The sequence below is a fragment of the Bacteroidota bacterium genome, assembly GCA_041658205.1.
GTDB lineage: Bacteria > Bacteroidota > Ignavibacteria > UBA10030 > UBA8401 > UBA8401.
The window spans coordinates 776,781-803,361 of record JBBAAO010000001.1 but is presented as its reverse complement, the minus strand read 5'-3'; the positions used below and the strand labels follow the sequence as shown (position 1 = coordinate 803,361).

Below are 26,581 nucleotides of genomic sequence, written 5' to 3'. Positions count from 1 at the left end.
GAGATTATTTCAATTTTAATGACGCAACAACTTTATCAAACGCCGGTTTGAAATCATTCGTCAGCGGTTTGTACCACGTGACCACTATTTGGAAGATTTTTTCACCTTTGGTAACAAAATAGACGCTTCGTTCAATATCCTTTGCAGGAGGCGCTGCGGTAACAACAATCGCATCGGCACCGTCGATTTTTTGCGAGCTGGTTCCTTTCGGTTTGAATTTCGATTTGTTATCCTCAACAAATTTTTCAAACTTCACTTCACCTTTATCCGTCTTGGTCGCGAAAACATCCAGATCAAACGTACAGTCTTTTCGCAATCCTTCAAGATGTAGCGTATGCATTGATCCGCCTTTCTTTTCCTTAGGCATTGTCACATCGTAATTTTCAGGATGTTCAAACTCTACAAAGTCATTGCTGAACTTTGTGACTTCAGCTGAAGGTAATGCAGCGGCATTAGGATCTTTGTACGATACTTTTGGTTTGGGAAGTTTTACGGATTCTACGATTTTTTCCAACAGCGGTTTATAGACTTCAAAATAGTCATTGAATCCGGAAATACTGACTGTATAAAATGCACTGTCGTGTGAGACAATAATTTTTTCTCCTTGAAGCGTGGTTTCTTTTCCTACTTTCACTTTGTAGGAAAACTTAAATCCATTTTCTTTTCCGATCATTGCCGGTTGTTCTCCCGACAGGTTCAGAGCAGAGTAGTTTTTCATTGTGGTTGCTTTATACTCTTCCAACGTACTAACATTCACTTCCTTAAATTTTTCAGAACTGATTTCGATTTCCACTCCTCCTTGTTCTTCATTCACTGTACCGCTCCCCTGCGAATATACTTCATAAAACTTATCAGCAACAATCTGAGAGGAATAGATTTTGTTACGCTTTGGATCCGAATTACGGAGCCACCCTTTAGGATACTGCACTTCTAAACCGTTGATGGGATCTTGAAAGGTATCCCATTCAGCTACGGTCGGCAATTCTGCCTTTTTCCTGCACGAGGAAAATGATCCGGCAATTCCGACAACGATCAATGCAATAAGAATAAACGAAATATGTGAAAATGGTTTTTTCATAGATCACCTTTTTAGATTGAGTGATAGGAAGAGATTTTTACTTTCCGCAATTCATTTGTTTTGATTCTTTGAGTGCCGCCGCATTCTTCGGATTAATTTTCAACACAATGGCATATTCCTGACACGCACGTTCCTTCATCTTTCGAGCTTCGTCTGCGAGCAATTCCTTATCACCGCTCGAGATAGCATACATTTGAGCAAGGAACAAATGGAGACTCTCTCCCTTTTTCTCTTTTTCGTATGTTACACCCTTCTCCAGCTTTTCAATCGCTCCTTTGACATTTTTATCTTTATATTCAAACATCCCTAAGGAATAATACCCACTAACAATCATTTGCGTCTGCTGAGCCGCTTTACTTGGATCTGCCTTCAGAATACTATCAGCAAGAGTTATCATCGTTGTTACATGATATCGTCCCAGCTCTGCGGAATCCTGTAAACTATAGATCTGTCCCAACGACTGGTGAAATTGAGGGTTGTTCGGTCGCAAAGTGACTGTTTTTTTGTAATAGTCTTTTGCAAGATCAAGTTTATCCAGAACATAATATGAATACGCAGTCCAATAGAGCGCAGTGATATTTTTCGGATCTTTCGCCAATAATTTTTCATATTGAACAACTGCTTTGTCAAATTTTTTCTGTGAGAGAAAAATTGCTGCCAGTGTACCGGCTGCATCGGTATTCTCTTTGTCAAGACTTAATGTCTTGTCAAGATACATAATGGCATTGGCCGTATCTTTCAGTTGGTAGAAAGAAAAACCCATTCGATAAATTTCTTCGCTGGAAAGTGAATCCATGGGAAACGTCTTATACAATGTCAGTGATTTTTGGTACTCTTTTGCTAAATACAATGAATGAGCAAGCATCGATTTCAGTTCATTGTTCTTTGGGTTCAACGTAATCGCCTGATCCAAAATTTGAATGGCATCCGTATATGCTTTGGCATTGTATGCGGCAATACCATATTTTTCCCACGCTTCCGCATGATCTTTTTTCTGTTCAACATATTTTTTAAAGAACTCCGCAGCTTCACGCCAGTATTTAATACGATAAAAAATATTGGCAGCATCATAGATTGCCTGAATGTTGTTCGGATCTAATTCGATAGATTTTTGCAGCGCGGCGACAATCTCTTGAATTTGTGCAGAATTGAGTCCGCGATTCTTCATAATGGTCGTTGCCAACTTATACCATAAGGCAGGATTGGTTGGATCCATTTGTGTAGCGGTACGAAGATTATCTACTGCAAGCACAATAACATTTTGCCGGGCATAGACTTCGGATAAACCGACGTAGGCATCAACATTTTTCACATCAATCTCTTTTGCCTTCGAAAAATAGATAGATGCTTTATCCAGAGAGTCAACTTCAAGGTATGTTTGTGCATATCCTATCGGTCCGACCGTACTGGTTTTATGGTATTTTTCAATCAGTTTGTATCGCTTCGCAGCTTTATCCCACATCCCTAATTTTCCATACACCCTGATGATGGAAACCAACGCCGGTTCAAACTCATCGTCAAAATCCAGCGAACGTTCTAAGTTTTCTTGTGCATTCTGAAGGTCACCCTTCATTCTATAGGTCTCTCCAATATAGTAGTTTGCTTCAGCACTGCGGGAATTTGCCGTCAGATATTTTTGAAATAACTGTAATGCTTCATCATACGACTTCTTGTTGAAGGCATCCTTACCTTTCGCAAGATCATCCTGTGCTATACTGAACGACACAATTACTAAGAGTGCAACGAGTACTTTCATTATACTTCCTTTTCGATTATGGGGTATTCAATTGAACCAATCGGACCGGCATAGTAGCGGGGACCAATCTATTACTCACAATAATTTTCTGACCGTCTGAACTCGCTGCAAACGAGGTAAATCCTAATCCGACTCCCTTCCCCACATTATGGGAATAGATATAAATGGTTCGTGAGAGCGGATAATACTTCCTATAGATATGCGCTTGATGCGGTAAAAAATATTCCATGGCTGTTACTGTACTGTCTCTTCTAAAATTCGGGTCGCCAATTTCCACTACAGTAATATTCTTCGGCATATTTTCCAGCCATGCAATACTGACAAAACCGATTGCATTCGGCCGTTCGCTCACCACAGAAAGAACTTCCGACGATGTTGAACACGGAAATACGTTTGCCGTCATCATCCCATTTTTCACCAGCCGCGATTTCACAAATTCGGCCACTCCGCTATTGGGATCTCCCATGGCAACAACCACGGCGCTCGAAAGGCCTGAGCTCTGCACTTGAGACCAACGTGCCTTTGCCCCCGAGAGAAGTTCGCTTAATTCATCTGTTGTTAATTTAGTAAGTGAATTTTTTTGATTCACTATAACAGCTACTCCGTCGTATGCAATCTTTGTTGAATCCACTTCCAGCTGATTTTTTGCGATAACATTTTTCTCTTCATCGTTCAGTTCCCTGGCACAAACAATCAACGGCACACTGTCATTAATCAAGTGCACAACAGCTTCGCGGGTAGAGACGGAGAAATTCTTTATTTTCACCTCGTCATACATACGTTGAAAATCACCCACTTGAATATTAATCACCGGAAAAACATCTTCCGAAGTCATCATCGTGAGACTCCCGCTGGTGAGCGTCTCACGTTTTTCAGTGGAACATGAACATAGTATGACAGAGGAAAGAACAACGAGAAGTGAATACCAAGTTTTACAGTTCTTCATCTGCTTGCCGTTGTTTGATTCGGAGTGAAATAAATCGATAAAATCCATACAGAAGAAGGACAACGCCAAACATCACGCGAAATTTTTCCGGCATCTGTATTTCAACCGGAAAGAAGAAGAGCATATAGATCCCCATCCCAACGAACAGCACTGACATCGCATACTGGAAGTACACCAACACTTTTGAAGGATCCATGCTATCCGTTACCGCCCTGCGTTCAATCTGAATTTAAATGGTATCGAAACCCACACAGACACCGGACCATTGTTCATGATCGCCGGAGTGAACTTCCATTTCATTGCTGCATCAACAGCCGGTTGGTTAAACAATTCTGCATCAGATTTTAATACTTGCGCTTTTTTCGGATTACCTTCTTTATCAACCCAGATCTTTACCCAAACTGTTCCTTCAACTCCGGCACGCCGTGCAATTTCAGGATACACCGGTGCTGGATTGTTTCCCGGAATCGGCTGCGGTTGTTTTTCCACTGGTACAAAATCCGGCGGTGGACCATCTTCTTCAATCTTAACATCAGATTCAATTTCTACCGGCCCTCCTGCACCTTCACCTTCGCCAATAGGACCTGTCTGCGCCATTTCTTCCTGTGTTGCGATTGTTTGTTCAGGATTGATTTCCGCATCAGGAACCGGAACCGGAGTACCAACGGTCGGTTTTGCCACCGGTGCTTCCACCGACACTGCCGGAGCAGTCTGAGAGTTTGTGATCGAAGGAGGAGGACCAAGATCGCTGTATTTCATAATGCGAACGGAATACACCGGTTCATCTTCTTCAAGCAATGCCTGAACTCCGTAATACGCTCCCATTCCAACAAAATGGAAACTACCTGCGATAATTAATGCGGTGACCGAATACTTTCTCGACAGAAGCCGCAGTTCTTGATATCCATATCCTAATTTTTCGGCTGTTGTTATTGCCATAATTCATTCTCCATTACATGTACGCTATAATGTACCGATCTCTTTTTTATCTTGATCCAACATCGGCGCTAAACTAAATCGCGAGATGTCGTTGATATTCAGTTCATCCATAATATCAACCATATCAATATACTTCGCTTTTCCGTCAACTTTAATCAATGTGATCAATTTTGGGTTTGCTCTGTTTCGGTCTTTTAAGAGTTTACCGAGATTGATTAAGCGCTCCTTTTTATTGCTCCCATCGACTGTTGTCGGCTTCTCCGTTCCAATATTCCAGAAAACTCTGAAATCATCCGTTATACGAAGCGTCAGCAAGTTTGATTCTGCCACATCCGCCTTCGTTTCTGAAGGAGGTAAATTGATTTCCATCGTTTGAGGTTTGCTCATTGATGTCGTAAGCATGAAAAAGGTCAACAACAAAAATGCAACATCGACCATCGGAGTCATATCGATACGCACGTTTATGCGTTTTCGTTTTTTCTTCCCGCCGTGTTTCTGCTTACCCTTCGATTGCGATAAATCTACATCTGCCATAGGTCGTTACTCCTAAAAATTATTTTTCCAAATCCGTAACCAAATTGAAACGTGTGATGTTCTCTTTTTGCAGAGTCTCCATCACGCCTTGGATTACTTTATATTCCGCATCACGGTCTGCTTTGATCACCGTCCGAAGTTTTGGATTTCTTATGCGCGCATTTCTTAGCAATTCCGGTAAATCCGCCATCGAAACACCAACACCGGCTTTCAATACATATTCCGGACCAAAAATTGCGCCTCGAAGATTCTGGTTATCAACACCAAGAAAAACCGACCCTTCTTTATCCACTGTCACCGTCATAACATCGGTATCCGGTAGTTTAAATGCGGAATGTGAAACGGGAATAGATACTTCAGCAACATCCTGCGGTTTGAATGTTGTTGATAACATAAAGAACGTCAACAAAAGAAAGCCGACATCCACCATCGGAGTCATATCTAATTTGAATCCGACTCGTTTTGTTTTTGACATAGCGGCTCCGCTCTCTAAAATTATTCGTGTTTGGATTGGAGGTTCATTAAGATATCTTTGCTTGCTTCGTCAATCATATATGTCATTCCGTCGATCCTTGTGGTAAAGTAGTTGTAAGAAACGATGGCGACAATAGCGATTGCAATACCACCTGCGGTATTGATTAATGCTTCAGAAATACCAAGAGACAATGCTGCAGCATCCGTAGCACCTGCTTTTGCAAGAGCAGCAAATGAACGAATCATACCTAGCACTGTTCCCAACAGACCGACCATGGTTGAGATAGAAGCAATTGTTGAAAGTGAAATAAGATTCTTTTCAAGAATCGGCATTTCCAACATGGTAGCTTCTTCAATAACTCTTTTTACTTCTTCCATCTTCTCTTTTTTGTTGATGTCTTTTTTGTTCTGTAATTCCTGGTATCGTTCCAAACCGGTCTTGATAATGTTTGCCAACGAACCGCGTTGTGCATCGCACGCAGCGATTGCTGCTGTAATGTCATTGGAATTGAGATTGGTGACAAGCGTCTTAAGGTATTTCGGCAAAGGACCTTTTCCACCCGCTTTTTTCAGCGAAAGGAGACGTTCAACTACATACGTTACGACCATAATTGATAATGCGACGAGACCCGCCACGAGATAACCACCATCCTTAATAAACTGCGGCAGCATGAATTCATAAATTAAATATCCTAATGCAAGCGCACCGAAGGTTATGACGAAGTTGAGTGAACCTTGTTTCATAAAACGACTCCTTGTAATGTAAAAATATGGGTTTAGTTATTTACTTTGCTATTGCGTAGATCGCATCTTCGCGCTTTTCCGCAGTGGTGAAAATGGTTGAAAGTTTTGTTACGACAAAAACGTTGGTGATACTTTTATTCACATTGCAGAGAATCAATTTCCCCTGCCGATTCAGATAGGAGGTATGGGCAGAAACAAGAGCGCCGATCGCGGATGAGTTTAAGTATTCCACATCACCAAGATCGACGATTAATTTGCGGTTACCTTGATCCAACAAAGAAGCAACGGTCTTTTTCAATTCATCAGTTTCATCTCCACCAACCAACGAACCTTTCGGTTCAAGAACCACCACTTTGCCATCATCAAGCGTTGAAGATTTTATTTTCATTGGGGGGCCCCTCACAGTATAGAAATTCACGGTGCTATGACCGTTGTCAATTACATAGTATTATGAAGATAAAGAGAGAGAAGTCAAGTTGCAATAAGAAATTTCGAGATTTTCATGAGAATTCAACTTCCGAATCTCCCGACATGGGTCTGTCAATTTTATGTTATGCAAACCTTTTCACCTTAGAAAGTAAGTTGACGACGAAGTTCGGCAGGTTGAACCGTTGGCAATTGACAAGTATAATTTTTACAGAAATACGCAGCCGTTTTCCCCTCTTTTTGTTCCATTTTTTTCATAAAAGAAAATTTGGAAACAAAATGATCTCTACTTTCTTCACTCAGCACGACAATCGACATGGAGGGAAGATAGTTGCCGTCAACTTCATCCAGAAAATGCGACGCTTCGGATATCTTTCCCGCAACAATCACCAGATGTTCCGGTGAGGCGAGAAAAAATTCCACAACAGTCATCAGCTGCGGCATAATTTGAGGAGATTGCTCATGGAGTGTACAAAAATATCGTAATGTTTTTTCGGTGTACTGTTTCCATTGCTGATCGTTGGTCAAGTGATATAATCGAAGCAGGTCCATCGCCGCAACCGAATTTCCCGTAGGTTCAGCTCCATCATATGCCTCTTTCATCCGAACAAGAATCGATGCGTCTTTGCCGGACGTATCGTAAAATCCCCCTTCAGCAGAATCCCAAAACAACGTAATGAGTTTCCCCATTAATTCTTCAGCCCAATTCAACCAGCGGAGATTGAATGTTGCCTGATAGAGATCGAGCAGTCCCGATATCAAAAAAGCATAATCATCCAAATGTGCTTCAAATTTTACTTCTCCATCTCGATAGCGGCGGTGTAACACTTTTTTATCATGATCATACAATGCTGTAGAGCAGAATTCCGCCGATTGTATTGCAGCGCTCAAGTACGCATCACTTTTCAAAATTCGAGATGACCGTGCGCAAGCACCTATCATCAGCCCATTCCAAGACGTTATGATCTTATCATCGCAGAGCGGATGAGGACGATGCTTACGATGCTCAAACAGTTTTTTCTTTGCTGAAGACAATAACTGTTTCACATCATCTGGCAGCAGTAAAAGTTGTTCGGCTGTTTGTTCAATCGTAAACGGGTTGAAGAGAATGTTCTTCTTGACAAATTCCTGATGCGGATCGGCAAGAGCATTTCCATTTTCAGCAATAGAATAAAAATGCGAAAAGACTTTCGCTTCCTGCGGCGACAATACATCATCTAGCTCCGATTTTTTCCAGACGTAAAATGCCCCTTCGATCTTTTCTCCATTTTTTTCCGGATCAGCGCTGTCGGCATCTTCGGCAGAATAAAATCCCCCGGCCGGAGCGGTCATGTCGCGAAGGACATAATCCAATGTCTCGCGTGCAACCGTTGCAAAGAACTCATCATGCGTGATTTGATACGCATCCAGATAGGAATTAATCAACTGCGCCTGATCATACAGCATCTTTTCGAAATGCGGAATGCGCCATTGCGCATCGACGGAATATCGATGGAATCCTCCGCCAAGATGATCATACATTCCTCCGCTTGCTATTGCCATCAATGTCGTCAATGACATTTTTAACGCTTCGTGATCTTTTGTACGGTGAAAATATCGAAAGAGGAAATTGAAAATGACAGGACGAGGGAACTTCGTGCCGCTACCAAACCCAGAAAATTTCGGATCGTAGCCGGCAGCGATTTGATGATATGTCCGTTTGAGAATGGTTTCATCAATATCCGTATGACGACTGTCAACGGCGTGCCGTTGCTGCAATTGCTTTGTTAACTCGTCGCCGGAATGGATGATGTTCTCCCGTTCTTTCTGCCACACATCGTTTATTCGCTCTAATAATGTGGGAAATCCCGGACGGCCATGACCATCTATTGGAGGAAAATATGTACCGCCATAGAATGGCTTCAGATCGGGTGTCAGAAAAACAGAAAGAGGCCAACCACCTTGTCCCATCATTGTTTGAACAGCGGTCATATATACTTTATCGACATCGGGTCGTTCTTCTCTGTCGACCTTGATGTTGATGAAATATTTATTCATCACCGCAGCAATCAATTCATTTTCAAACGATTCCCTCTCCATCACATGGCACCAATGACAGGTAGAATATCCTATGGAAAGAAAAATCGGTTTGTTTTCTTTTTTTGCCGCGGCAAATGCTTCATCACTCCAAGCATACCAATTGACGGGATTGTGGGCGTGTTGCAAAAGATAGGGGGATTTTTCTAAAATTAGTTTATTGGACATTAAAAGTTAAGAATGTTAGAATGTTTAGAATGTTAAACTCTCTTCGATTTTCGCAGGTACTTTATAAAATTTGCAATTTGAGAAGAAACAGTACTAGCAAGTTCAAAAAGTTTGTCAAATTGATTGTCATCGATATACTTAAGATCGTTTGCAACAATCAGAAGGTTTCGCACTTCACCACACGAGCCTTTTGAATATAAAAGGGACCTTATAAACTCTTTATTGTTATTCCGTTCAAATCCTTCCGCAATATTGGACATAACAGAAATTGCTGCTCTTTGAATTTGATCTCTAAAGCCAAAATCTTTTGACGCATTACCACTTGCACAAAATGTATATACTGAAGTGGTTAGAATTCTTGCATGTTTCCATGCTTCAATATCTTCAAAACGTTTAATCGTCATATCACAACCTTGATTTGAAATTTGAAAAATCTTTCCGCTTAAAACTTTTAAACCTTCAAACTTTTAACTTTTTAGCTTTTTCAGTGATTTATAACCTGTCGTTATTCTGCTTCGTCACTTTAATATCCTGCAGCTGCGGGGCTTTTACTTTTATCTCGAAACGGTATCCGGAATATGGACCAATGGGGCTCCATGAAAAGTTCATCAGCCAGCAGTGAAGATCGCGGGAGATATTGATTTGTGGCGCGGCGAATTGTTTGGAAACGAGATCGTAACTTGACGACGCGGTAAATTTCCAATTCTCCGTCAAATTGAAGTCTAAGTTTCCGCTGATATTAGCAGATTTTGTTTTGCGACTTGGATTTTCCTGATTTTGAGCGAAATTGAAATTCAAGGACAAACTCCACGGGATGCTGAAATCGGGTTCCGCATTGTCATAGATCCCTTTATATCCGCTCGCTCCTTGATTTTTTTCATTATCTGCAACCCGGGAACTGTCACTAATTTCCTGCTGGGTTTGCGCTTGTTTTTTTTCTCCCCGTAAGGATGTGGAAAGACTAATGGAAAAATTGGTGAGCTCAGCAATACCTTTCCCTTGATCGATCAAATACTTATTGACACGGGAGTTGATTGATTTATCAAACTGATAAAAACGATACGTGCTGCTGCCGCTGATTCCCAGATATTGACCGATATCCGTTCGATAACTCACGGAAAGATCGGCAAGGCTAAAACTATCTGCCGCAAAGTTATAGCTTGTTCCGAGATTGATATTCATCAATTGGAATTTTTGCTCCTTCTGAATTGTATCGCTGGCAGTTGTTTTCATTTCAAAAATATTGCCGACCGAAACACTCACCGCTTGTTGTTCCCCGATTGATGACCCGCCAAATATTTCCTGTTGAAAACGATTAAATTTTTGGTTTCGTCCCAGTATGTCTACATATTCTGTAAAATAGCCGTACTTTTTTTCCGAAAAATCGGGCTGATAGTTGTAGCTGATTGATGGAAGCACAGTGTGCCGGAGCCCGGCTACACCGGGAATTGGGGGCTGCAGAATTCCATACAATTTTGTGGATGCACCAACGCCCATGCTAAATGTTCGGACAGCTTCAAATCCATTTTTGTCCGCAGTGATGATGTTACCCAATGTGTCGTATCCGACAATTGCTAAACTTTTATCATACCATTTTTCATTGTAGCTGAAATAGGGAGTAATAGTAAAATACCCAGCTTTCGGGGATGCGTTGAATGAAAGATTATGCGCCGCCCCTTGTCTATTATAGAGATTGAACGGCAGCGTATCGACAGAACGAGTTTTATTGTCGACTCGTTGATAATTTCCGCCGTAGCTCATACCGATCATTTCGTACCATGCATAATCTGTCTGTGGGGAATTTTTATTTCTTCCAAATCGCAAAGGGTATGATTGAGAATGATTGAACGAAAGAGAAGGAAGTGTATTCGTTATGGAGCCGGTAATAAGATCCTGACGGCGATTAATATTCACGCTCATGCTGTTGTTCGTTCCTTCCCAGCTTTTACTGAGCGTGGCATTAGAGATAATCTCTTGATTGAGATATTCATTCCTCGTGAGAGCCCGTTTGAAATTTTCAGAGCTGGCAAACGAAAAATTAACGCTCATTTGTGTTGTTGGATTGAACGATTGATTATGGATAAGATTCGCGTAATAATCGGCACGATCCAAATATTCGTTATCGCGCGGCTCATTCTCTATTGTATGCTGATAATATCCGGAGAATCTTCCGGAAAAATCATACCGCTTCACATATTGAAGAGTCGGGCTGACACGCCACGTACCGCTGGTGAGCCAATCTCCAACAACAGCCGCATCCATGTAATCATTCATCGCGAAGTAATATCCGAAATGTTCAAGTCCTGTCCCGCGTGACCCTTTGTCCACAAACGCAGGAGCAATTATACCGGATCGTCTTCCTCCCTGGCTTGGGAAGACACCGAATGGAAGCGCAAAGATCGGAACATCGGCGATATATAAATAGATGGGTCGAGCAACAATTTTATCCCGAACTGTGACGCGCATTTCCGGACTAAAAAAATAGAAGTGCGGGTGACCATATTCACATGTTGAATAATAGCCGTTGGAAATGAAGAGCATATCCCTATCCATTTTTTTGATCTGCTGACCTTGATAATACCCTTGATCTTCCTTCGTTTCACCCAGTGTTACTCTTCCCTTTTGGGATTTAAAATTGTAAGAGATCTTCCATCCTTCATATTTATCCGCGCCTTCCACCATCACCGGAGTACCGGTGTATCGTTCCTTGAGCGAATCGGTCGTTTGAGCCTTTGCCGAATCCAGCACACCGAACGATTCCAGTTCATTCGTATTCCAGTTGACGTTGATGCGTTCAGATTTGAGATTGAGATCTCGAAAACGGACATCTCCATTTCCAAAGATCTTCATCTGTTTATTATCAAAGGTGAAGACAATGGAATCTTCTGCCGTGTAGGAAACAACAGAATCAATTCCACCGGAAGTTTTTTTGAGAGTATCGATTACTGCAGAAGTCGTATCAGTTGCAATTGAAAGAGTATCTTTACTCTGGGAGAGTACAGTTGAAACGATAACGAATTGCAAAATTATCAACATTGCAAAATTGTTTAAATGATATTTCCATTTTGCCCGACTGATAAATTGTCCCATCAAATAATTTTGCAATCTTATAATTTTTGTCGTCTAAAAATATTTTTTTAGAGAACCATTCCTGCTGCGCCAAAAATGCCGGCATCGTTTCCAAGTTGGGCACGGACAATCTTAATTCCGTCACGGAGCGGTTTCTGAACATTTTTCAATACTGACTGATGAATTGCCGAATAGACAAAATCACCTACAGCCGAAACTCCGCCGCCGATAACCGTCACACGGAAATCAAGCGTGTTCATCACTCCGCCGATCATGACACCAAGCAATGTTCCCGCTTCTACCAGAATCTCGTTGGCAAGAGCATCACCTGCTTCGGCCGCTTTGGAAATGTACATGGGTGAGATTTTCTCGACATCTCCGCCGACTAATTCGAGGATTTTTGATGAGGGATTTGATTTCAATTTTTCAATAGTCCGTTTGGATAAATACTTTTGCCCAACATACGCTTCCACACAACCTTTTGTTCCGCAATTACACATAAGTCCATCATAATTGATAGAGATATGCCCCACTTCACCGGCGCCGCCACTTATTCCGCGGTAAATTTGATTATTCATAATAATGCCGCCACCAACACCTGTTCCCCAAATAATGAAAAGAAAATTCGGATACTCTTTTCCCGCACCAAACCTCGCTTCAGCAACTGCAGCAACATTCGCATCATTATCGACTTCAACTCGCATGTTGAACACTTTCGAAATCTCCTCTGCAAGGGGAACAACATCCCAATTGTGCATATTCGGCGGACTCTTTACAATCCCGCCCGGATTTTGGATGAGTCCCGGAGCACCGATACCAATTCCTGCAACCGTTTTTCCTTTCGCATGGGGAAGAACTTCCTGAATTGTTTTAACAATTTGTCCGATGACTGCTTGAGGATTTTCTTCTGCAAGTGTCGGCAATTTTGATTGTGCGAGAATTTTTCCATCACTGTCAATAAGACCGGTCTTTACGGTGGTGCCGCCAAGGTCAACACCAATTGCAAGTTGTTGTGCCATATGCTCTCTATTTTAATGCAGATATCTGCGGTTGATGGTTAAGGAGGAAATTATAATTTGATTGAATATAGTGCAAAATCTTTTCAGCGATCACTTTATGACCTTCTTTGTTGGGATGCATACCGTCCAAACAAATCAGTTTTGTGTAATCTTCTGACTCAAGAAACGATGAACGAATATCGATGAGCCGGGTTTTTGTTTCTTCCGCTACGCGAAGGATGGCAGCATTATATCGCTCGTGCCAGGAATAAATCTTGGAAACGTTACCGATATACTTCAAAATATTTTCTTTTGCCTTGTCACTGCTTTTGCTGATCCATTCAAAGTATTTTTCAGCATCTAATGGCGGAAGTGAAACAAGAACCGGAACAATATCCATTGTCTTCAAATTTTCTACGAGTCCGCTCAACAATTCATAGAATGTCATACACTCGGTCTTGGGATGAAACTCACCAGACGGATTTTCAGCAATCTCATCCCAGTGAAAATCACAATCATTTCCACCAAATTCAATTAAAACAATATCCGGTTTTTTCTTGAGCACATCACTTTGCAGGCGCTGCAGACCTTCGACAATGGTATTGCCGAATTTCGCTGCGTTAAAGACAACGCCTTTCAAATGTTCACGAACGAGATTGGAAAAATTTTCCAATAACAACGAGTGCCGTTGTTTTTCCTCGTCATAAATCACTCCACGGGAAATAGAATCCCCAAAGACAACAATGGTGCATTGTTGTTTGAGTCGTTCAATCATTACTTGTGCTTCGATCATATTACTTCTTCCTTTTCCATAAAAACTCCAACCGCTCTTTAATTTGTTTTTCTCTGCCATTTTCAGTTGGGGTGTAATATTGTTTGTTTTTTAATTGGTCCGGTAAATTTTGCTGTTCGATAAAATTATTGTCAAAATCGTGTGCGTATTTATATTCTTTTCCATAGTTCAATTCCTTCATCAGCTTCGTGGGTGCATTACGAAGATGTAACGGAACGGGAAGATTCGGCAGTCGTCGCACATCGCTCATCGCCTGATCGATAGCAATGTAGGAAGCGTTACTTTTCGGTGCGCTAGCCAGATATGTTGCAACATTGGAAAGGATAATTCGCGCTTCCGGCATGCCGACATAATCAACTGCAGTAAACGAATCGACCGCCAGCATCAACGCAACGGGGTCAGCATTTCCAATATCTTCCGATGCAAGAATAATCATCCGTCGTGCGATAAACTTTGGGTCTTCGCCCCCTTCCAACATTCGCGCCAACCAATAGACTGCAGCGTCGGGATCGCTTCCGCGCATACTTTTTATAAACGCTGAAATGATATCGTAATGCTGCTCTCCCTTCTTATCATACAACGAATATTTTCGCTGGAATGATTCCTCCAATATTTCTCTTGAAAGTGTATGAACACCGTTCGAATCTGCATTGGAAATTTGAAAAGCAATTTCGAGTCCGTTCAATAATTTTCGTGCATCACCTCCGGAGAGTAAAAAGAAATATTCTTTATCCTCTATAGCAACACTTTTTTTCGTGATAATTTCATCCTGATCCAATGCCTGCGAAAGGATCGTCTCCAATTCGGATTGTCCCAACGGATTTAACACAAATACCCGCATGCGGGAAAGCAGTGGCGAGATCACTTCGAATGATGGATTTTCAGTGGTTGCTCCAATAAGTGTAATCGTTCCTTTTTCTACGGAATGCAGTAACGCATCCTGTTGCGCTTTATTAAAACGGTGAATCTCATCAATAAATAATATCGTCTTCCGGAACGATTTCTGATATTCTTCCGCTTGTGCAATCACTTCTCGCACATCTTTCACACCGGATGATACAGCATTGAGTGCAAAAAATTCCGATTTCGTTTGATGTGCAATTATGCGTGCAAGAGTCGTCTTCCCTACACCAGGGGGGCCCCACAAAATGAACGACCGGAGTTCATCCTTCTCCACCATTTGACGAAGCGGTTTGTTTTCTCCAAGCAAGTGCGATTGACCAACAAACTGATCCAGCGTTTGCGGACGAACGCGTTCGGCGAGGGGAATGTTTTTTTCGAAGGATGACAAAATGTTCAATTCAATATTGTAATTACAAAATTATCAGGATTGTCAAAATTGCAAGATTAGAGACCGTTCAAAATTCCAATTCTGGAACTTTGAACTTGAAATCTTGAAAATTGAAGTTTATTTCTTCGGCGCAACTTTATACACTTTTTCATTTTCACGCACCATGCCGTATTTTTCCCTTGCAACCTTTTCAACAGCTTTCGGATCACCATCCAGTGCTTTGGATTGATCTTTCAATTTTTTCTGCTCTTCCTCAGCAGAGTGAATCTTTTCCAATGCCTCTGTTTTCTTCATCTCAAGGCGTATTCTGGCAACAACACCATTGCTATTAAACAGGACATACAGAAAGAGCAAAAATGCGGCTGCTACAATAGCGGTTGCACGCTTGTTCTCTTTTACGGTTTCGGCAATATTCTCCGCACTGACCTGTTTTTTTATTTTTCGATAAAACTTCATATTCTGATTGAAATGTACGAACAATTGACGTAAGTTGAAAACAGAGATTCACTTATTATAGAATACTTGATTGATTAAAAAATCCTTTGAAAACACTCTCCGAACTGCTGACACAAGCTTCATCAAAACATCCTTCCCGAAGTCTCCATGAAGGCGAATGCCAAACCACTAAACAACAGCGCTGCTCCCTCTGTTTTTCTTCCAAGATTGATTATGCTGAGGAATTAAAGAACAAACAGGGAGCGATCGATGAATTCTGGAATTCACTCGGAACATCTCTTTCCTGTGAGCCTCTCATTACTTCACCGTTAGGTCGTAATTATCGAACGGTCAGTAAACGGAAAGCGTTTATTGTGGGATACCGGTTTTTCCTCGGTTTGATCGGCGTGGATGATGATTCCGCAAAAAGTTATCCGATGGATATCGGTGAATGTGTGATTGAACCAAAATCGCATGCACACATTTACACTGTTATTCAGGAGATTTTGCAGCGGAAAGAGCAATCTACTCTCGTGAAAGAATTCAACTATGTTATCGTTAAAGGGGACGATCGAGAAGCCATTGTCATCTTCAATATGAATCATTTTTCTTCCTCTAATCGACGGGAGGTAAATGCGCTTTCGAAATCGCTCACGTTCAAAGCAAAAAATGTCACAGGAGTGTATGTGTTTGTCGATGAAGAGCGATCAAAATATTATCTTTCCGGAACTCCCAGAAAAGGGGTGCAATCAAATCCAAAGCCGATGACAAAGATCTATGGAAATGATTCACTCCTCCATAAAGTCGGGAATGTAAAATTTCTCTATTCACCACTTTCATTTTCACAGACAAATCATTCCATCCTGGAACAGTTCATTAATGCGGCGAATACTTTTCTTGCCCTTTCAAAGAATGACATTTTGTATGATCTGTATTGCGGTTATGGATTATTTTCATTGTCGCTCTCCACAAAAGTGAAAAATGTGATTGGCATAGAACTCTCACGAAGCTCCATTCATGATGCAGTTGATAATGCACAACGAAATAAATTGAATAATGTCCGTTTCCATGCGGCAGATATTTCCGCAGACAGTCTTGCTCGATTCTTTAAATTGGAACACCCCAATCTGAAATTCCTTATTGATCCCCCGCGGAACGGAACGGGAGAAGGTGTGATTGAATTTCTTGCAGAACAGCAACCGGAAAAAGTAGTGCATATCTTCTGCAACTCCGGCATTATCGAAAAAGAATTGCGCATCTGGAAACAGTGTGGATATCACCCCGTAAAAGCACAGCCATTCGATATGTTTCCGGGAACAGGAGAAATTGAAATGATGGTTTTATTGGAAAAACAATAATGTAATCCCGACTCATTTCCAGTAACCAAAGGACGAGACACTCCGATTCAACGTTAGGTCAATAGGATTGTCCAATAGATGGAATTTCGATCAACGAATTGGTACATTTGTATAGTACAAAAAACGGAGGTCACCATGAAACCTCTTTTAGTTTTTATCTCGCTCATTCTCGCGGGATTTTTTGCGGCCTGTTCATCCGCGGAACAAACAACAGATTTCATCCTTCCCCAATTAATATACCAACATCCACTTCCTGCATATCCAAAACCGATAACATCAGCAACACTTAAAATCTCTTTGGAAATGTATGTCTCAAAAGAGGGAGCTGTCAGCGATGTCCGTCTTTTAAACAGCAGCGGAAGTATCGATTGGGATTCTGCAGCAATGGCAGCAATCTACAAGTGGAGATACACTCCTGCGCTCAGCGGCGATACACCCATCAGCATTTGGCTTCGCCAAACAGCGGTGGTAAGATTCTCTGAACCACAGTATGTTATTCTCGGCGAGATATTGTGTAAAACAGCTGAAGAGGCAGATTCAGCATTTGCACATCTTGAGCATGGGATACCATTCAGTGAAGTTGTGGTTCAATATTCCATCGGAGAATCGAAAGAGAAGGAAGGAAAAATCGGCACGGTGAATATTCTGATTTATCCCGAGCACATCAAGAACATGCTGGCAAGATTGGGACGAAACGAATTCACAAAACCGGTTCAGTTCGGAACACGATATGCAATTTTCAAGCGTCTGAAAGAATAACTTTTTCTACAATTGTGTATTGAAACGAATTCATTTCATCGATACATTTCTCTCGCGATCAATCTATTGCCATCAAAGCATTTCACCCACCACGAGTGCAACATGTATTTTTGCATCTAACAAGGATTCCCCATGAAACATATTTTCAAAACCATTATTCTCGTTTGTTCGATCATGTTTTTTTTATCTACAAGCAGTACTGCTCAATTTCAGATTGGAAATCTTCATCTTGGTGTCTATACAAACACAAGTATTCACAATAATGTTGAACTGAAATGGAAATTTAAGACGGACGGTGCGGTTCGATCAACACCCGTTGTCGTTGGCAATAAAATCATCATCGGTTCGACCGATGGATTTTTATACTGTCTATCGGAAGAAGGAAAAGAACTCTGGAAATTTCATGCCGATGGTTCTATAAGTTCTACACCTGCAATTGTTAATGGAACAGCCTATTTCTCCTGTCGGAAGAATAATCTTTATGCTGTGGAAATTACACGCGGCAAGCTTCTCTGGAAAAAGAATCTAGGAATAGCTCTTCCCTACGATTGGGGATTTGATTATTACATCGGTTCACCCTCTATCGAAAATGGAAAGATCTATATCGGCAGCGCCGATGGTAATTTGTATTCTTTACATCAAAAGGATGGAAAAGAACTCTGGAAATTTAAAACATCCTCTCTTATCCGTTCAACACCAGCCATCGATGAAGTAAATATCTATTTTGGCGATTGTGCAGGAAAAGTGTTTGCCTTAAATAAAATGACTGGCAATTTGCAATGGCAATTTTCAACCATTGGTGATACGCTTGATAATGAAAACTTTGGTTTTGACAGAAAAGCGGTGATAGCATCACCCACACTGTATGATAAAAAACTGTTTGTCGGGGGAAGAGACGGATATTTATATGCATTAGATAAATCCTCCGGGAAACAATTATGGAACTTCGATTATGCGGTTTCATGGGTCATTTCAACGGTTGCAGTAAAAAATGACATTCTTGTTACCGGAACATCGGATGGGAGGTTTATTCATGCGATTACTATCCATAATGGGAAAGAACTTTGGCGTTTTATGACACAGGCGACAGTGTGGGCTTCACCAGCAATTTCCGAAAACGGATTCGTGGTTATTCCCAGCAATGATGGTTACGTCTATTCGCTCGATCTTGAAACAGGAAAAGAATTATGGCGGTTTAAGATAGGACCACAAATTTTTTCCTCTCCATTTCTCAAAAAAAACATGGCGTATGTTGGAAGCGACGATGGATATCTTTATTCACTGGAAACACAGACAAAAGAAAAAACTTCACTTCTGGATGTAAAAAGAGCAGTGTTTTGGATGAAGGATCCGGTACTACAATCGTTCCGAAGCGGGATGGATGTGTACGTGCGCGATTACTTCATTAAAGAAGGGTATGAATTTTATGATGAAACCGATGTGAAAGATTATCTTCTGAAAAGAATACACAGCGATACCGCCTCCGTACTGGTGTTTGCCACAAACTATTTTCTTCCATCATTAACCAATGACACACTCGGCTCAAACATTTTGCAGGCCTACCTAAAATCGGGAGGAAGAATCGTTTTGCTTGGAATGAATCCTGCTGCATATCAATTGGATAGTTCCAAAAAACAAGTTACTGCAATTAATTTTGATCAGGCGAAACAACAGACAGGGATTTCTTACCGATTTAAAGATTTGAGAACGCATGGAGGATTCTACGCATCGTTCATTACTGATGAAGGAAAACGATGGGGATTAAGGAATCCATTTACAGCTATAACAGGGATGTCGATCGGCGATGTAACAAAAGCGCTTGCAATTGATGAGCGGGGAAATGCGACGGCGTGGATAAAAACATTTTCTCAGAGAGAGAATTCAGGATTTGTTCAACTTTATCTAACGCCTGATCGACTGCACACACTCCCTGAAATTCAAAACGTTATCGAATACAAATTGAAATAATTGTTTTGTTCAAGAAGTTCTTCACCACTCGTGAAGTACTTCTTGATTTTTTTGTTGATCGGAGTAATTAATTTTTTGTCACCTTCAGATTTCTAAAATATCCATCCGTACCTTGACCAACCCATAATGCTATTCCTCCTGTTGATTCGGCATTAAGAAGAGAATTCACAATCAGCGATGGCTGCTCGGCATCGTTCACATAGAGTTTTGCCTGTTTTCCTTTTACTTCAATTTTTATCTTAGTCCACTCCCCCTCGACAATATCAACGTACGATTCGTACATGCTCGGAAATTCCTTCCGAAGCCGAAACCATGGATATTCGGGATGGGCAATATATTGTGTTGAATGATTCCTTCGGATTTGATCATCAGCTCTTCCGTTTGTCGGACGAAGATAGAAACAGTCATATCGAATCGTATCCCCTTTCTTTACACGAAATGCCACTCCGATGAATCCGCGCGCAGAATTATTTGCACTCGGAAGCGGACTGCCGGCAAGTTCGGCGGTTATTGTACCATCCGTAAATTGGATACCTTTTACGATTGCAAGATTTTCAGCAGCCTCCGGAGATTCGGTTAAACGAATTGCCGTTTTTGATTTGTAGGTCACCTCTTCAATTTTCACATCGATCCCTTCAAGATTCTTCGCAATCAACGAAATATCTTGACTTCTCGCTTGAGTAATAATTAATAACACCTTAAAAAGCATTATTAGAGTTTTCATCAGGCTTGTCCAAAATACATTGATAAAAACAACAAGATTCTTCACTCTCTTCTTTTCTTGACGGAGCAAGAAAAGAAGCAAAAGAACTCCTTACGAAATTTAACGCGCGCGATGAATCCCGTTCGCTCTTGCCCGTTGATGGTGCGAATCGCGCCATCAAAAGTCCCGTCATTCATCGCTTTCCCATTCGCTCAATCCTCCTAAATTTCGCACCCACGCACTTTATTACGCTCTCTACAATACAGCAAAGGGGGTTTACTACTTGTTATCAAAATATATTTGCCCAATTTATTTTGGACAGAAGTGAGTTTTCATATTTCTCTACAATTGAAAGCAACTACTCAGCAGAAGTACATAAATATTTAAAACATGCCACCCAATCCCGCCAAACAACGAGTCGGGCAGGGACGAAAACACGAAAGTGCACAAAAAGAATTTGAACCATTGCCCAAAAAAGGTTGGTGATATTTGGTGTTTTCGTGTTTTAGTGGTAAAAAATTATAAACGCTGAGTAGTTACAATTGGAATTAATTTCGCTTAAACGACTCAAGAAGATCAAACGCGATCTTCCATCCCTTTTCTTTTCTCCAAACCCGAATGTAGCCGCTTGAATCTTTCTTGGCATCAATCGAAAATCCATACGTGTATCCCAAATCTCCCGATGCGGCAATTTGTGTTGCCATCGGTGAAAAGTCCGTCTGGTGACTGGCATTCTTAATATATTTTATCCCGTTCTCTTTTTGTTTTACTGGAAAAGTCCCCTGACGAAATACCTGCATATTGGAAGCTGCAAATTTTTCATACGATTTTACAATTCCGTTTTTCTTTACTGACTGAATAAAAGCGTGCTCTGCATCTAATAATTCGGTGCCAGTATTTTCTCCAGTATTTTTATTGATTTTGTGCGGTATTAATCTTGTAACAACATCATTTTCCTTTTGCTTTTTTTCTTTAGGATAATTGATGCCGTTGTCGACAGTGACTTTCCATGTTCCATCCGACTGTTTTTTCCAAACAGAAAAATAATGTCCATACGAAACATTTTCATCCTTTTTTGATTTACGATATTCCCACGGTCCGGTTGAGATGCCGAAATCACCCGAGGCAGATACTTCAACAAACGTCGGATACCAGGTAAGCAGTGCCGAATTTTCCGGGCGACTTCGGTATAAATCTTTACCATTTACCGGATACGGATTGAACATGACACAATCATCCGAAAGAAATTGCAGAAACGATTCCTTGATGCCATATTTTTCGGAAGCAGTGGAAAAGGCACGTTCAGCATTGGCCAGATCCACAGCCACGGGATCTGGTTGAGAAAATGATAGTGACGCAAAAATTAAAAGAGCAAATATTTTTTTCATAAGGAGTCCCTTCGTTATGTTCTACTATTTCATTAATATCATTTTCTTTGTGGTGACGAATTTTCCGGATCTGATGGAATAAAAATATAACCCACTTGATAATTTTTCGGCGTTAAAATTAACAGTATACTTTCCAGCGGTGAGATATTCATTGACTACCGTAGCAATCTGTTTCCCAAGTATGTCAAAAACTGTTATCGAAGTGAAACCAGAAGTCTTCACAGTGAATCCAATAGTTGTGCTTGGATTAAACGGATTTGGATAGTTCTGGTCCAACGAAAATTCCAGAGGACTTGTCGTAACAGACGGCGACACCTTTGTGATAAAATATGATTGAAGATCTATCGCTTCAATTCCTTTTGTGGTCATTCCGCCGATCACTTTTCCCTTTCCGGATGATGTATCAATGCTAACCAGATAACTCTGCGATCCGGTCGTATCAATAACTCCGAACAATCTTCCCTTATGATCAAATGTAATGTCTTTCGTCGAAATACCGAAACCGGTCGAACCGACGAGAGTTGTTGTTCCGTTCGCTAAATTGATCTTATAAATATTATCTTTCCCGGTGGATGTTGGGCGGACGGATGCCCACAATATTCCTGTCAACGGATGATACGCAAGTCCTGACAACCTCAATCCACCTGTCGTCGCCACAACCGTTGCAGTACCGGTATTGATATCCACCGAATAAATTGAACCATTGAAAGCACCAATCAATAGTGTGCCATCCGATTTGAATGCCATCCCTTTCGGATTTGCGATTGTGATGGTTGAAAGCGGAAGATTATCTGCCCCAATCGAACTGACTCGGATAAGTTTCGTCCCAGCAGTTGAGGTTGCCAACGCGATAATCTCTTTCGTTTTAGGATTGATTCGCGCACTTATGACGGACTGATATCCCGTAGAGCCTTGCGCAGAAACACTTCCGTTTGCAGAATCCACGGTATACATTTTTGCAACATCCGTTGCACCGGAGAAAGCGTACATCACTCCATTTTGGGCAGCAGTGATTGTATATGATTTTCCCGTAAGTATAATCTTCGCCGGATTTGCTTGAGTAAGATCATTGTGATAAATGAATATAGTATCGTTTAATATTGACGGGGCAGAAGGACTCCACGTGATCTTTATCGTATCATATTCAGTCAACTTGTATGTTTTGGGAGCAGCGTGAGAATAGGATATTGCCGCAGTGTTGCCACCACGGATTCGTATGCTGTCGATCTTTAAAGGAATTGTTCCATGGCTCCAATAATATGCGGTGATTGTTTTTATTTGTCCGGGAAAAACTACATCAAAACTAAAAGTCGTTGAGGGGACAAATAGAAGTGTTCGGTTAAATTCTGGAAATTGCACTGCGCCTGGTCCGCCATACGCGCCAAGATCATTGCGTAAAGCACCTCGAGAAGGAAATTTCGCATTTCCCAGCGAAGAAAGATTTTCAAGATCATTATATTGTGTTGCTGGATCACCGGCATCAATTAAAGTAGAAGAAGTTGATAAATAAAAACTACTGTCTGCAAATTTTGGCTCTACAATGAGCGTATTTGTTCCACCAATTGCATTCATGCTGCTATTATAATCGATTGTTGCTGTGCTGGCAATGATGGCAACAGGTCCTAACTGAGATGCAAAATGATTTTCCCACATGAGATTATTCCTGATAATCACTTTTGCACCATTCCATGCCAGGATCGCCGCTCCCGCGCCTGCTGGAGAACTGCCGCGATCAACGGAAAAATTCATAAAGAACGTATTATTTTGAATTACATTCGCCGGGCTTTGTGCGGATAAAACATCATTAATCCAGATACCGCCTCCGCCAAACGTGGGTGCACCCGAAGAATAATTGTCTACCTTATTGTTATAGATAATATTATTTTTTACAACTGCTCCGTCGCAATAATTTAGCACGATACCGGCGCCATACATTGCTCTATTCATCATGATCACATTTTGATAAATCTTCGGTGCACCATCACCGGAGCGAATTCCGCCACCGCCCGCACCCCGTATTCCTGACGAATTCACCGCTTCATTATTAAAAATATAATTATTCCGAATAACCGGAGACGTTAACGCTGTAAGAACTCCGCCCCCTTCACGATAAACTCCTGCACCATGTTCGTCCAGCCATTTTGTCCCTTTCCCGCCAGTGAGCGTAAATCCCTGCAACACGGTTGTTGAATCTTCTCCGTTGATGATCAACACACAACTGGCACTATCAGGTTGCGCCGGTGTGCTCCCATTGATGATGGTGGAAGAAATAAAGCTGACATCTTTCGATTCATAATAGCGGCTGGTGAGAACGATTTTTTTTCCACGGAAAATTACGTTTTCAAAATACGTTCCAGGATACACGACAACTGTATCACCATTCGAAGATGCGTTGATTCCAGATTGAATCGTTGCAAAATCTGCCGGCACCTTACGAATATTTGCCGATAATACAGTTGTAACAATGAACATTAACAGAAGATATTTGCGCATATATTTATCCTTGTAAATTGTAGTAGTGAGTTTTTTGAATGGAACAATCTACGCCACAGAAAAGAAAAAAGTTACCGTTTGGGGATAAATGACCGAATGGTCGGGATAAACTGCAGTTTCAGGGACTACAAATGAAAGAATTCGTTTACAGATTTTTTATACGTTCGTCCGATTGGAAGCTGGGTTCCGTTCCGGAGAATTGCTACATACTCATCATTAAACCAAGGCTTAAGTTCTTTGATATATTCTGTATTCACAATCACCGTTCGATGCAGGCGAAGAAAAGCAGCGGGGTCTAGTTTTTTTGAAAAATTCGTCATCGTATCGCGAAGAAGGTGTGAATCCGTTAACGTATGAATCTTTAGGTAATTCGCATCGCTTTCCAACCAGAGGATCTCGCGTGTTGGAATAAATCGCACTTTCCCTTCACTCTTCACAACCACTTTATCAGCATATTGTTGTTTTTGAACAACAGATTGGATTGTTGTCAGCATTTGTGAGAGATAAAGATCTTTATCATCGGAAAGCATGTTCTGTTTCACCCGTGATAACGATTCCTGAAATCGTTTTTTGGTAAACGGTTTTAAGAGATAATCGATCGCATTTAATTCAAATGCTTTTACTGCAAATGAATCGAACGCCGTGGTAAAGATAATTAACGGAATCCGTTCCGCCGGAAGTTTTTCCAACAGTCGAACTCCATCAAGTTCAGGCATTTGGATATCCAAAAAAACAAGATCGATCTCTTGCTCCATTATCGCACGAAAGGCTTCTTTTCCATTTCCGCATTCTGCAACAACGCGAACATCTTTTTCATCATGCAATAGTGTGTTAATCCGTTCCCGGGCGAGCGGTTCGTCATCAACTATGAGTGTTCGTATTTTCATTCTTGAGACAATGAATAAGGGATGACAACTCGAACAGTGACCCCGTGATTATTATTTGCCGTTATGACAAGTGATGCCTGATCACCATAAAGCGCTTGAAGTCGCTGTCGTGAATTCGTTAAACCGATCCCCTCTTGAATATTCCCTAACTTTTCTGATGGAACAGCATCATCGCTGACGGTGATAATCAACGACTGATCTTTTTGTTCAGCGGAAATGCTCAGAATATTTGCATGTTCAAATTGCGAAAAACCATGTTTGATTGAATTTTCTACGAGGGGCTGCAACAACAGCATTGGGATCTGTGCGTCTAGAAGTTCAGTCGGAACGTTATCCTTGTATGAAAGTCTCCCGCTAAAGCGTATCTCTTCGATTAATAAATACGCCTTAATAAAATCAAGTTCCTCCTTCAACGAAACAATCTGCCGTCCCGACGCATCGAGTGTAATTCGTAAAAAATCACTCAATCGGACGATCATTTCTTCTGCAAGATTGGGATCTTTATGGACAAGCGTTACAATAGCGTTTAATGTATTAAAAAGAAAATGAGGCTGTAACTGCATTTTTAGCGCAAGCATTTGCGCTTGTGACAACTGCGTCTCGAGTTTTGAAGCAGTCAATTCTTTCTCCTGATAACGTTGATAGAAATCCATGGCATGCTGCATAATGACCAGTGCCGAATAGACGATCAACATTTTATCAATGTTATAGAAGAGTGACGTCAGAATGATATTTATTTCGAACGTCTTTACATCGGGATGGAAAAAATAAATGATGAAGCCATGAATGATACATTGAAGAGTCGATAACATTAAGCCTGCAGAAAAAAGGATCACTCCATTCTTCACATGGTCGTTCTTTTGCAGTGAATATATTCTGGCAATCCACAGTGTGATTGGTGTTCCAATAATCCATATGGCAGAAAATCCAAGTTCCCATATAAATTCAGCCCAAATACTGATTGGCCGATTTGTGATCGGGTGGACTAAAGTCATCACTCCTGTCATAAAAACAGCAAGGAGAGACCAAAAGATAATGATATTTAGAAATTTAATTTTCAAAGCTTATTCGGGAAAAATCAACCACAAAAACACTCAAACACAAAATTACGTGAAATTTTTGGTGTACGTTTTAGTGCTTTCGTGTTTTATTGGCATTATCGAACTACCGAATGTAAGGAAAAAAGAGAGTAGAATGTAACTCAAGGATAGAATATGGGATAAAACACGGCTGGAAAGGGACGAACGGGAGAAATTCTTGAGACCGTGATGATTACAGTCTCTATAGAAAACCATCAC

Annotated in this window: 24 protein-coding genes; 3 read left to right on the top strand and 21 right to left on the bottom strand. The window is 41.1% G+C overall.

Features of this window, described 5'->3' with window-relative positions:
- Positions 1-4 precede the first annotated feature (4 nt).
- The 16 genes from WDA22_03310 to WDA22_03235 all read right to left on the bottom strand — a co-directional run bounded on the left by WDA22_03310 (position 5) and on the right by WDA22_03235 (position 15,748).
- Positions 5-1,078 carry a hypothetical protein gene (locus WDA22_03310; GenBank protein MFA5832486.1) on the bottom strand — a complete coding sequence of 358 codons (1,074 nt, stop codon included), beginning with the start codon at positions 1,076-1,078 and terminating at the stop codon, positions 5-7.
- A gap of 37 nt (positions 1,079-1,115) precedes the next feature.
- Entirely contained in the window at positions 1,116-2,834 is a 1,719-nt protein-coding gene (locus tag WDA22_03305) for a tetratricopeptide repeat protein (protein MFA5832485.1), read from the bottom strand.
- Between the two features lie 16 nt (positions 2,835-2,850).
- A complete protein-coding gene (locus WDA22_03300) occupies positions 2,851-3,780 on the bottom strand; it encodes a substrate-binding domain-containing protein (GenBank protein MFA5832484.1) in 930 nt (309 codons plus the stop codon).
- Positions 3,767-3,976, bottom strand: coding sequence for a hypothetical protein (locus tag WDA22_03295; protein MFA5832483.1), 210 nt, complete (start codon positions 3,974-3,976; stop codon positions 3,767-3,769). The genes WDA22_03300 and WDA22_03295 overlap by 14 nt, the downstream gene beginning before the upstream one ends.
- Before the next feature lie 8 nt (positions 3,977-3,984).
- Positions 3,985-4,719, bottom strand: a complete 735-nt coding sequence (locus WDA22_03290; protein MFA5832482.1) for a TonB family protein — start codon at positions 4,717-4,719, stop codon at positions 3,985-3,987.
- A gap of 24 nt (positions 4,720-4,743) precedes the next feature.
- Positions 4,744-5,253 carry a biopolymer transporter ExbD gene (locus tag WDA22_03285; GenBank protein MFA5832481.1) on the bottom strand — a complete coding sequence of 170 codons (510 nt, stop codon included), beginning with the start codon at positions 5,251-5,253 and terminating at the stop codon, positions 4,744-4,746.
- A gap of 19 nt (positions 5,254-5,272) precedes the next feature.
- Positions 5,273-5,728 carry a biopolymer transporter ExbD gene (locus tag WDA22_03280; protein ID MFA5832480.1) on the bottom strand — a complete coding sequence of 152 codons (456 nt, stop codon included), beginning with the start codon at positions 5,726-5,728 and terminating at the stop codon, positions 5,273-5,275.
- 20 nt (positions 5,729-5,748) lie between these two features.
- A complete protein-coding gene (locus WDA22_03275; GenBank protein MFA5832479.1) occupies positions 5,749-6,471 on the bottom strand; it encodes a MotA/TolQ/ExbB proton channel family protein in 723 nt (240 codons plus the stop codon).
- A gap of 40 nt (positions 6,472-6,511) precedes the next feature.
- Positions 6,512-6,859, bottom strand: a complete 348-nt coding sequence (locus WDA22_03270) for an STAS domain-containing protein (protein MFA5832478.1) — start codon at positions 6,857-6,859, stop codon at positions 6,512-6,514.
- Positions 6,860-7,041: 182 nt separating this feature from the next.
- A complete protein-coding gene (locus WDA22_03265; GenBank protein ID MFA5832477.1) occupies positions 7,042-9,141 on the bottom strand; it encodes a thioredoxin domain-containing protein in 2,100 nt (699 codons plus the stop codon).
- Positions 9,142-9,173: 32 nt separating this feature from the next.
- The gene (locus WDA22_03260) at positions 9,174-9,545 is read right to left on the bottom strand and encodes a four helix bundle protein (protein MFA5832476.1); all 372 of its coding nucleotides are present in this window, start codon (positions 9,543-9,545) and stop codon (positions 9,174-9,176) included.
- Positions 9,546-9,633: 88 nt separating this feature from the next.
- Positions 9,634-12,231 (bottom strand): putative LPS assembly protein LptD, encoded by a 2,598-nt coding sequence (locus WDA22_03255; protein MFA5832475.1) that lies wholly within the window; start codon positions 12,229-12,231, stop codon positions 9,634-9,636.
- Between the two features lie 47 nt (positions 12,232-12,278).
- The gene (locus WDA22_03250; protein ID MFA5832474.1) at positions 12,279-13,229 is read right to left on the bottom strand and encodes an ROK family protein; all 951 of its coding nucleotides are present in this window, start codon (positions 13,227-13,229) and stop codon (positions 12,279-12,281) included.
- Between the two features lie 7 nt (positions 13,230-13,236).
- Positions 13,237-14,001 carry an SGNH/GDSL hydrolase family protein gene (locus WDA22_03245; GenBank protein ID MFA5832473.1) on the bottom strand — a complete coding sequence of 255 codons (765 nt, stop codon included), beginning with the start codon at positions 13,999-14,001 and terminating at the stop codon, positions 13,237-13,239.
- A gap of 1 nt (position 14,002) precedes the next feature.
- Positions 14,003-15,292, bottom strand: coding sequence for a replication-associated recombination protein A (locus WDA22_03240; protein MFA5832472.1), 1,290 nt, complete (start codon positions 15,290-15,292; stop codon positions 14,003-14,005).
- 117 nt (positions 15,293-15,409) lie between these two features.
- Positions 15,410-15,748 carry a septum formation initiator family protein gene (locus WDA22_03235; GenBank protein MFA5832471.1) on the bottom strand — a complete coding sequence of 113 codons (339 nt, stop codon included), beginning with the start codon at positions 15,746-15,748 and terminating at the stop codon, positions 15,410-15,412.
- 86 nt (positions 15,749-15,834) lie between these two features.
- On the opposite strand from WDA22_03235, the gene WDA22_03230 reads away from it, so the two are divergent.
- From WDA22_03230 to WDA22_03220, 3 genes are all read left to right on the top strand, one after another.
- Positions 15,835-17,085, top strand: coding sequence for a methyltransferase domain-containing protein (locus tag WDA22_03230; GenBank protein ID MFA5832470.1), 1,251 nt, complete (start codon positions 15,835-15,837; stop codon positions 17,083-17,085).
- Positions 17,086-17,220: 135 nt separating this feature from the next.
- Positions 17,221-17,844, top strand: a complete 624-nt coding sequence (locus tag WDA22_03225; GenBank protein ID MFA5832469.1) for a TonB family protein — start codon at positions 17,221-17,223, stop codon at positions 17,842-17,844.
- Positions 17,845-17,976: 132 nt separating this feature from the next.
- Positions 17,977-19,812, top strand: coding sequence for a PQQ-binding-like beta-propeller repeat protein (locus tag WDA22_03220; protein MFA5832468.1), 1,836 nt, complete (start codon positions 17,977-17,979; stop codon positions 19,810-19,812).
- Between the two features lie 67 nt (positions 19,813-19,879).
- On the opposite strand, the gene WDA22_03215 is transcribed toward WDA22_03220, so the two are convergent.
- The 5 genes from WDA22_03215 to WDA22_03195 form a co-directional block, all read right to left on the bottom strand.
- Positions 19,880-20,536 carry a family 16 glycoside hydrolase gene (locus WDA22_03215; protein ID MFA5832467.1) on the bottom strand — a complete coding sequence of 219 codons (657 nt, stop codon included), beginning with the start codon at positions 20,534-20,536 and terminating at the stop codon, positions 19,880-19,882.
- 527 nt (positions 20,537-21,063) lie between these two features.
- A complete protein-coding gene (locus WDA22_03210) occupies positions 21,064-21,903 on the bottom strand; it encodes a nuclear transport factor 2 family protein (protein ID MFA5832466.1) in 840 nt (279 codons plus the stop codon).
- Positions 21,904-21,927: 24 nt separating this feature from the next.
- A complete protein-coding gene (locus WDA22_03205) occupies positions 21,928-24,396 on the bottom strand; it encodes a T9SS type A sorting domain-containing protein (protein MFA5832465.1) in 2,469 nt (822 codons plus the stop codon).
- 125 nt (positions 24,397-24,521) lie between these two features.
- Positions 24,522-25,283: a LytTR family DNA-binding domain-containing protein gene (locus tag WDA22_03200; protein ID MFA5832464.1), complete on the bottom strand. Its 762-nt coding sequence runs from the start codon at positions 25,281-25,283 to the stop codon at positions 24,522-24,524.
- Positions 25,280-26,344, bottom strand: a complete 1,065-nt coding sequence (locus WDA22_03195; protein ID MFA5832463.1) for a histidine kinase — start codon at positions 26,342-26,344, stop codon at positions 25,280-25,282. The genes WDA22_03200 and WDA22_03195 overlap by 4 nt, the downstream gene beginning before the upstream one ends.
- Positions 26,345-26,581 lie beyond the last annotated feature (237 nt).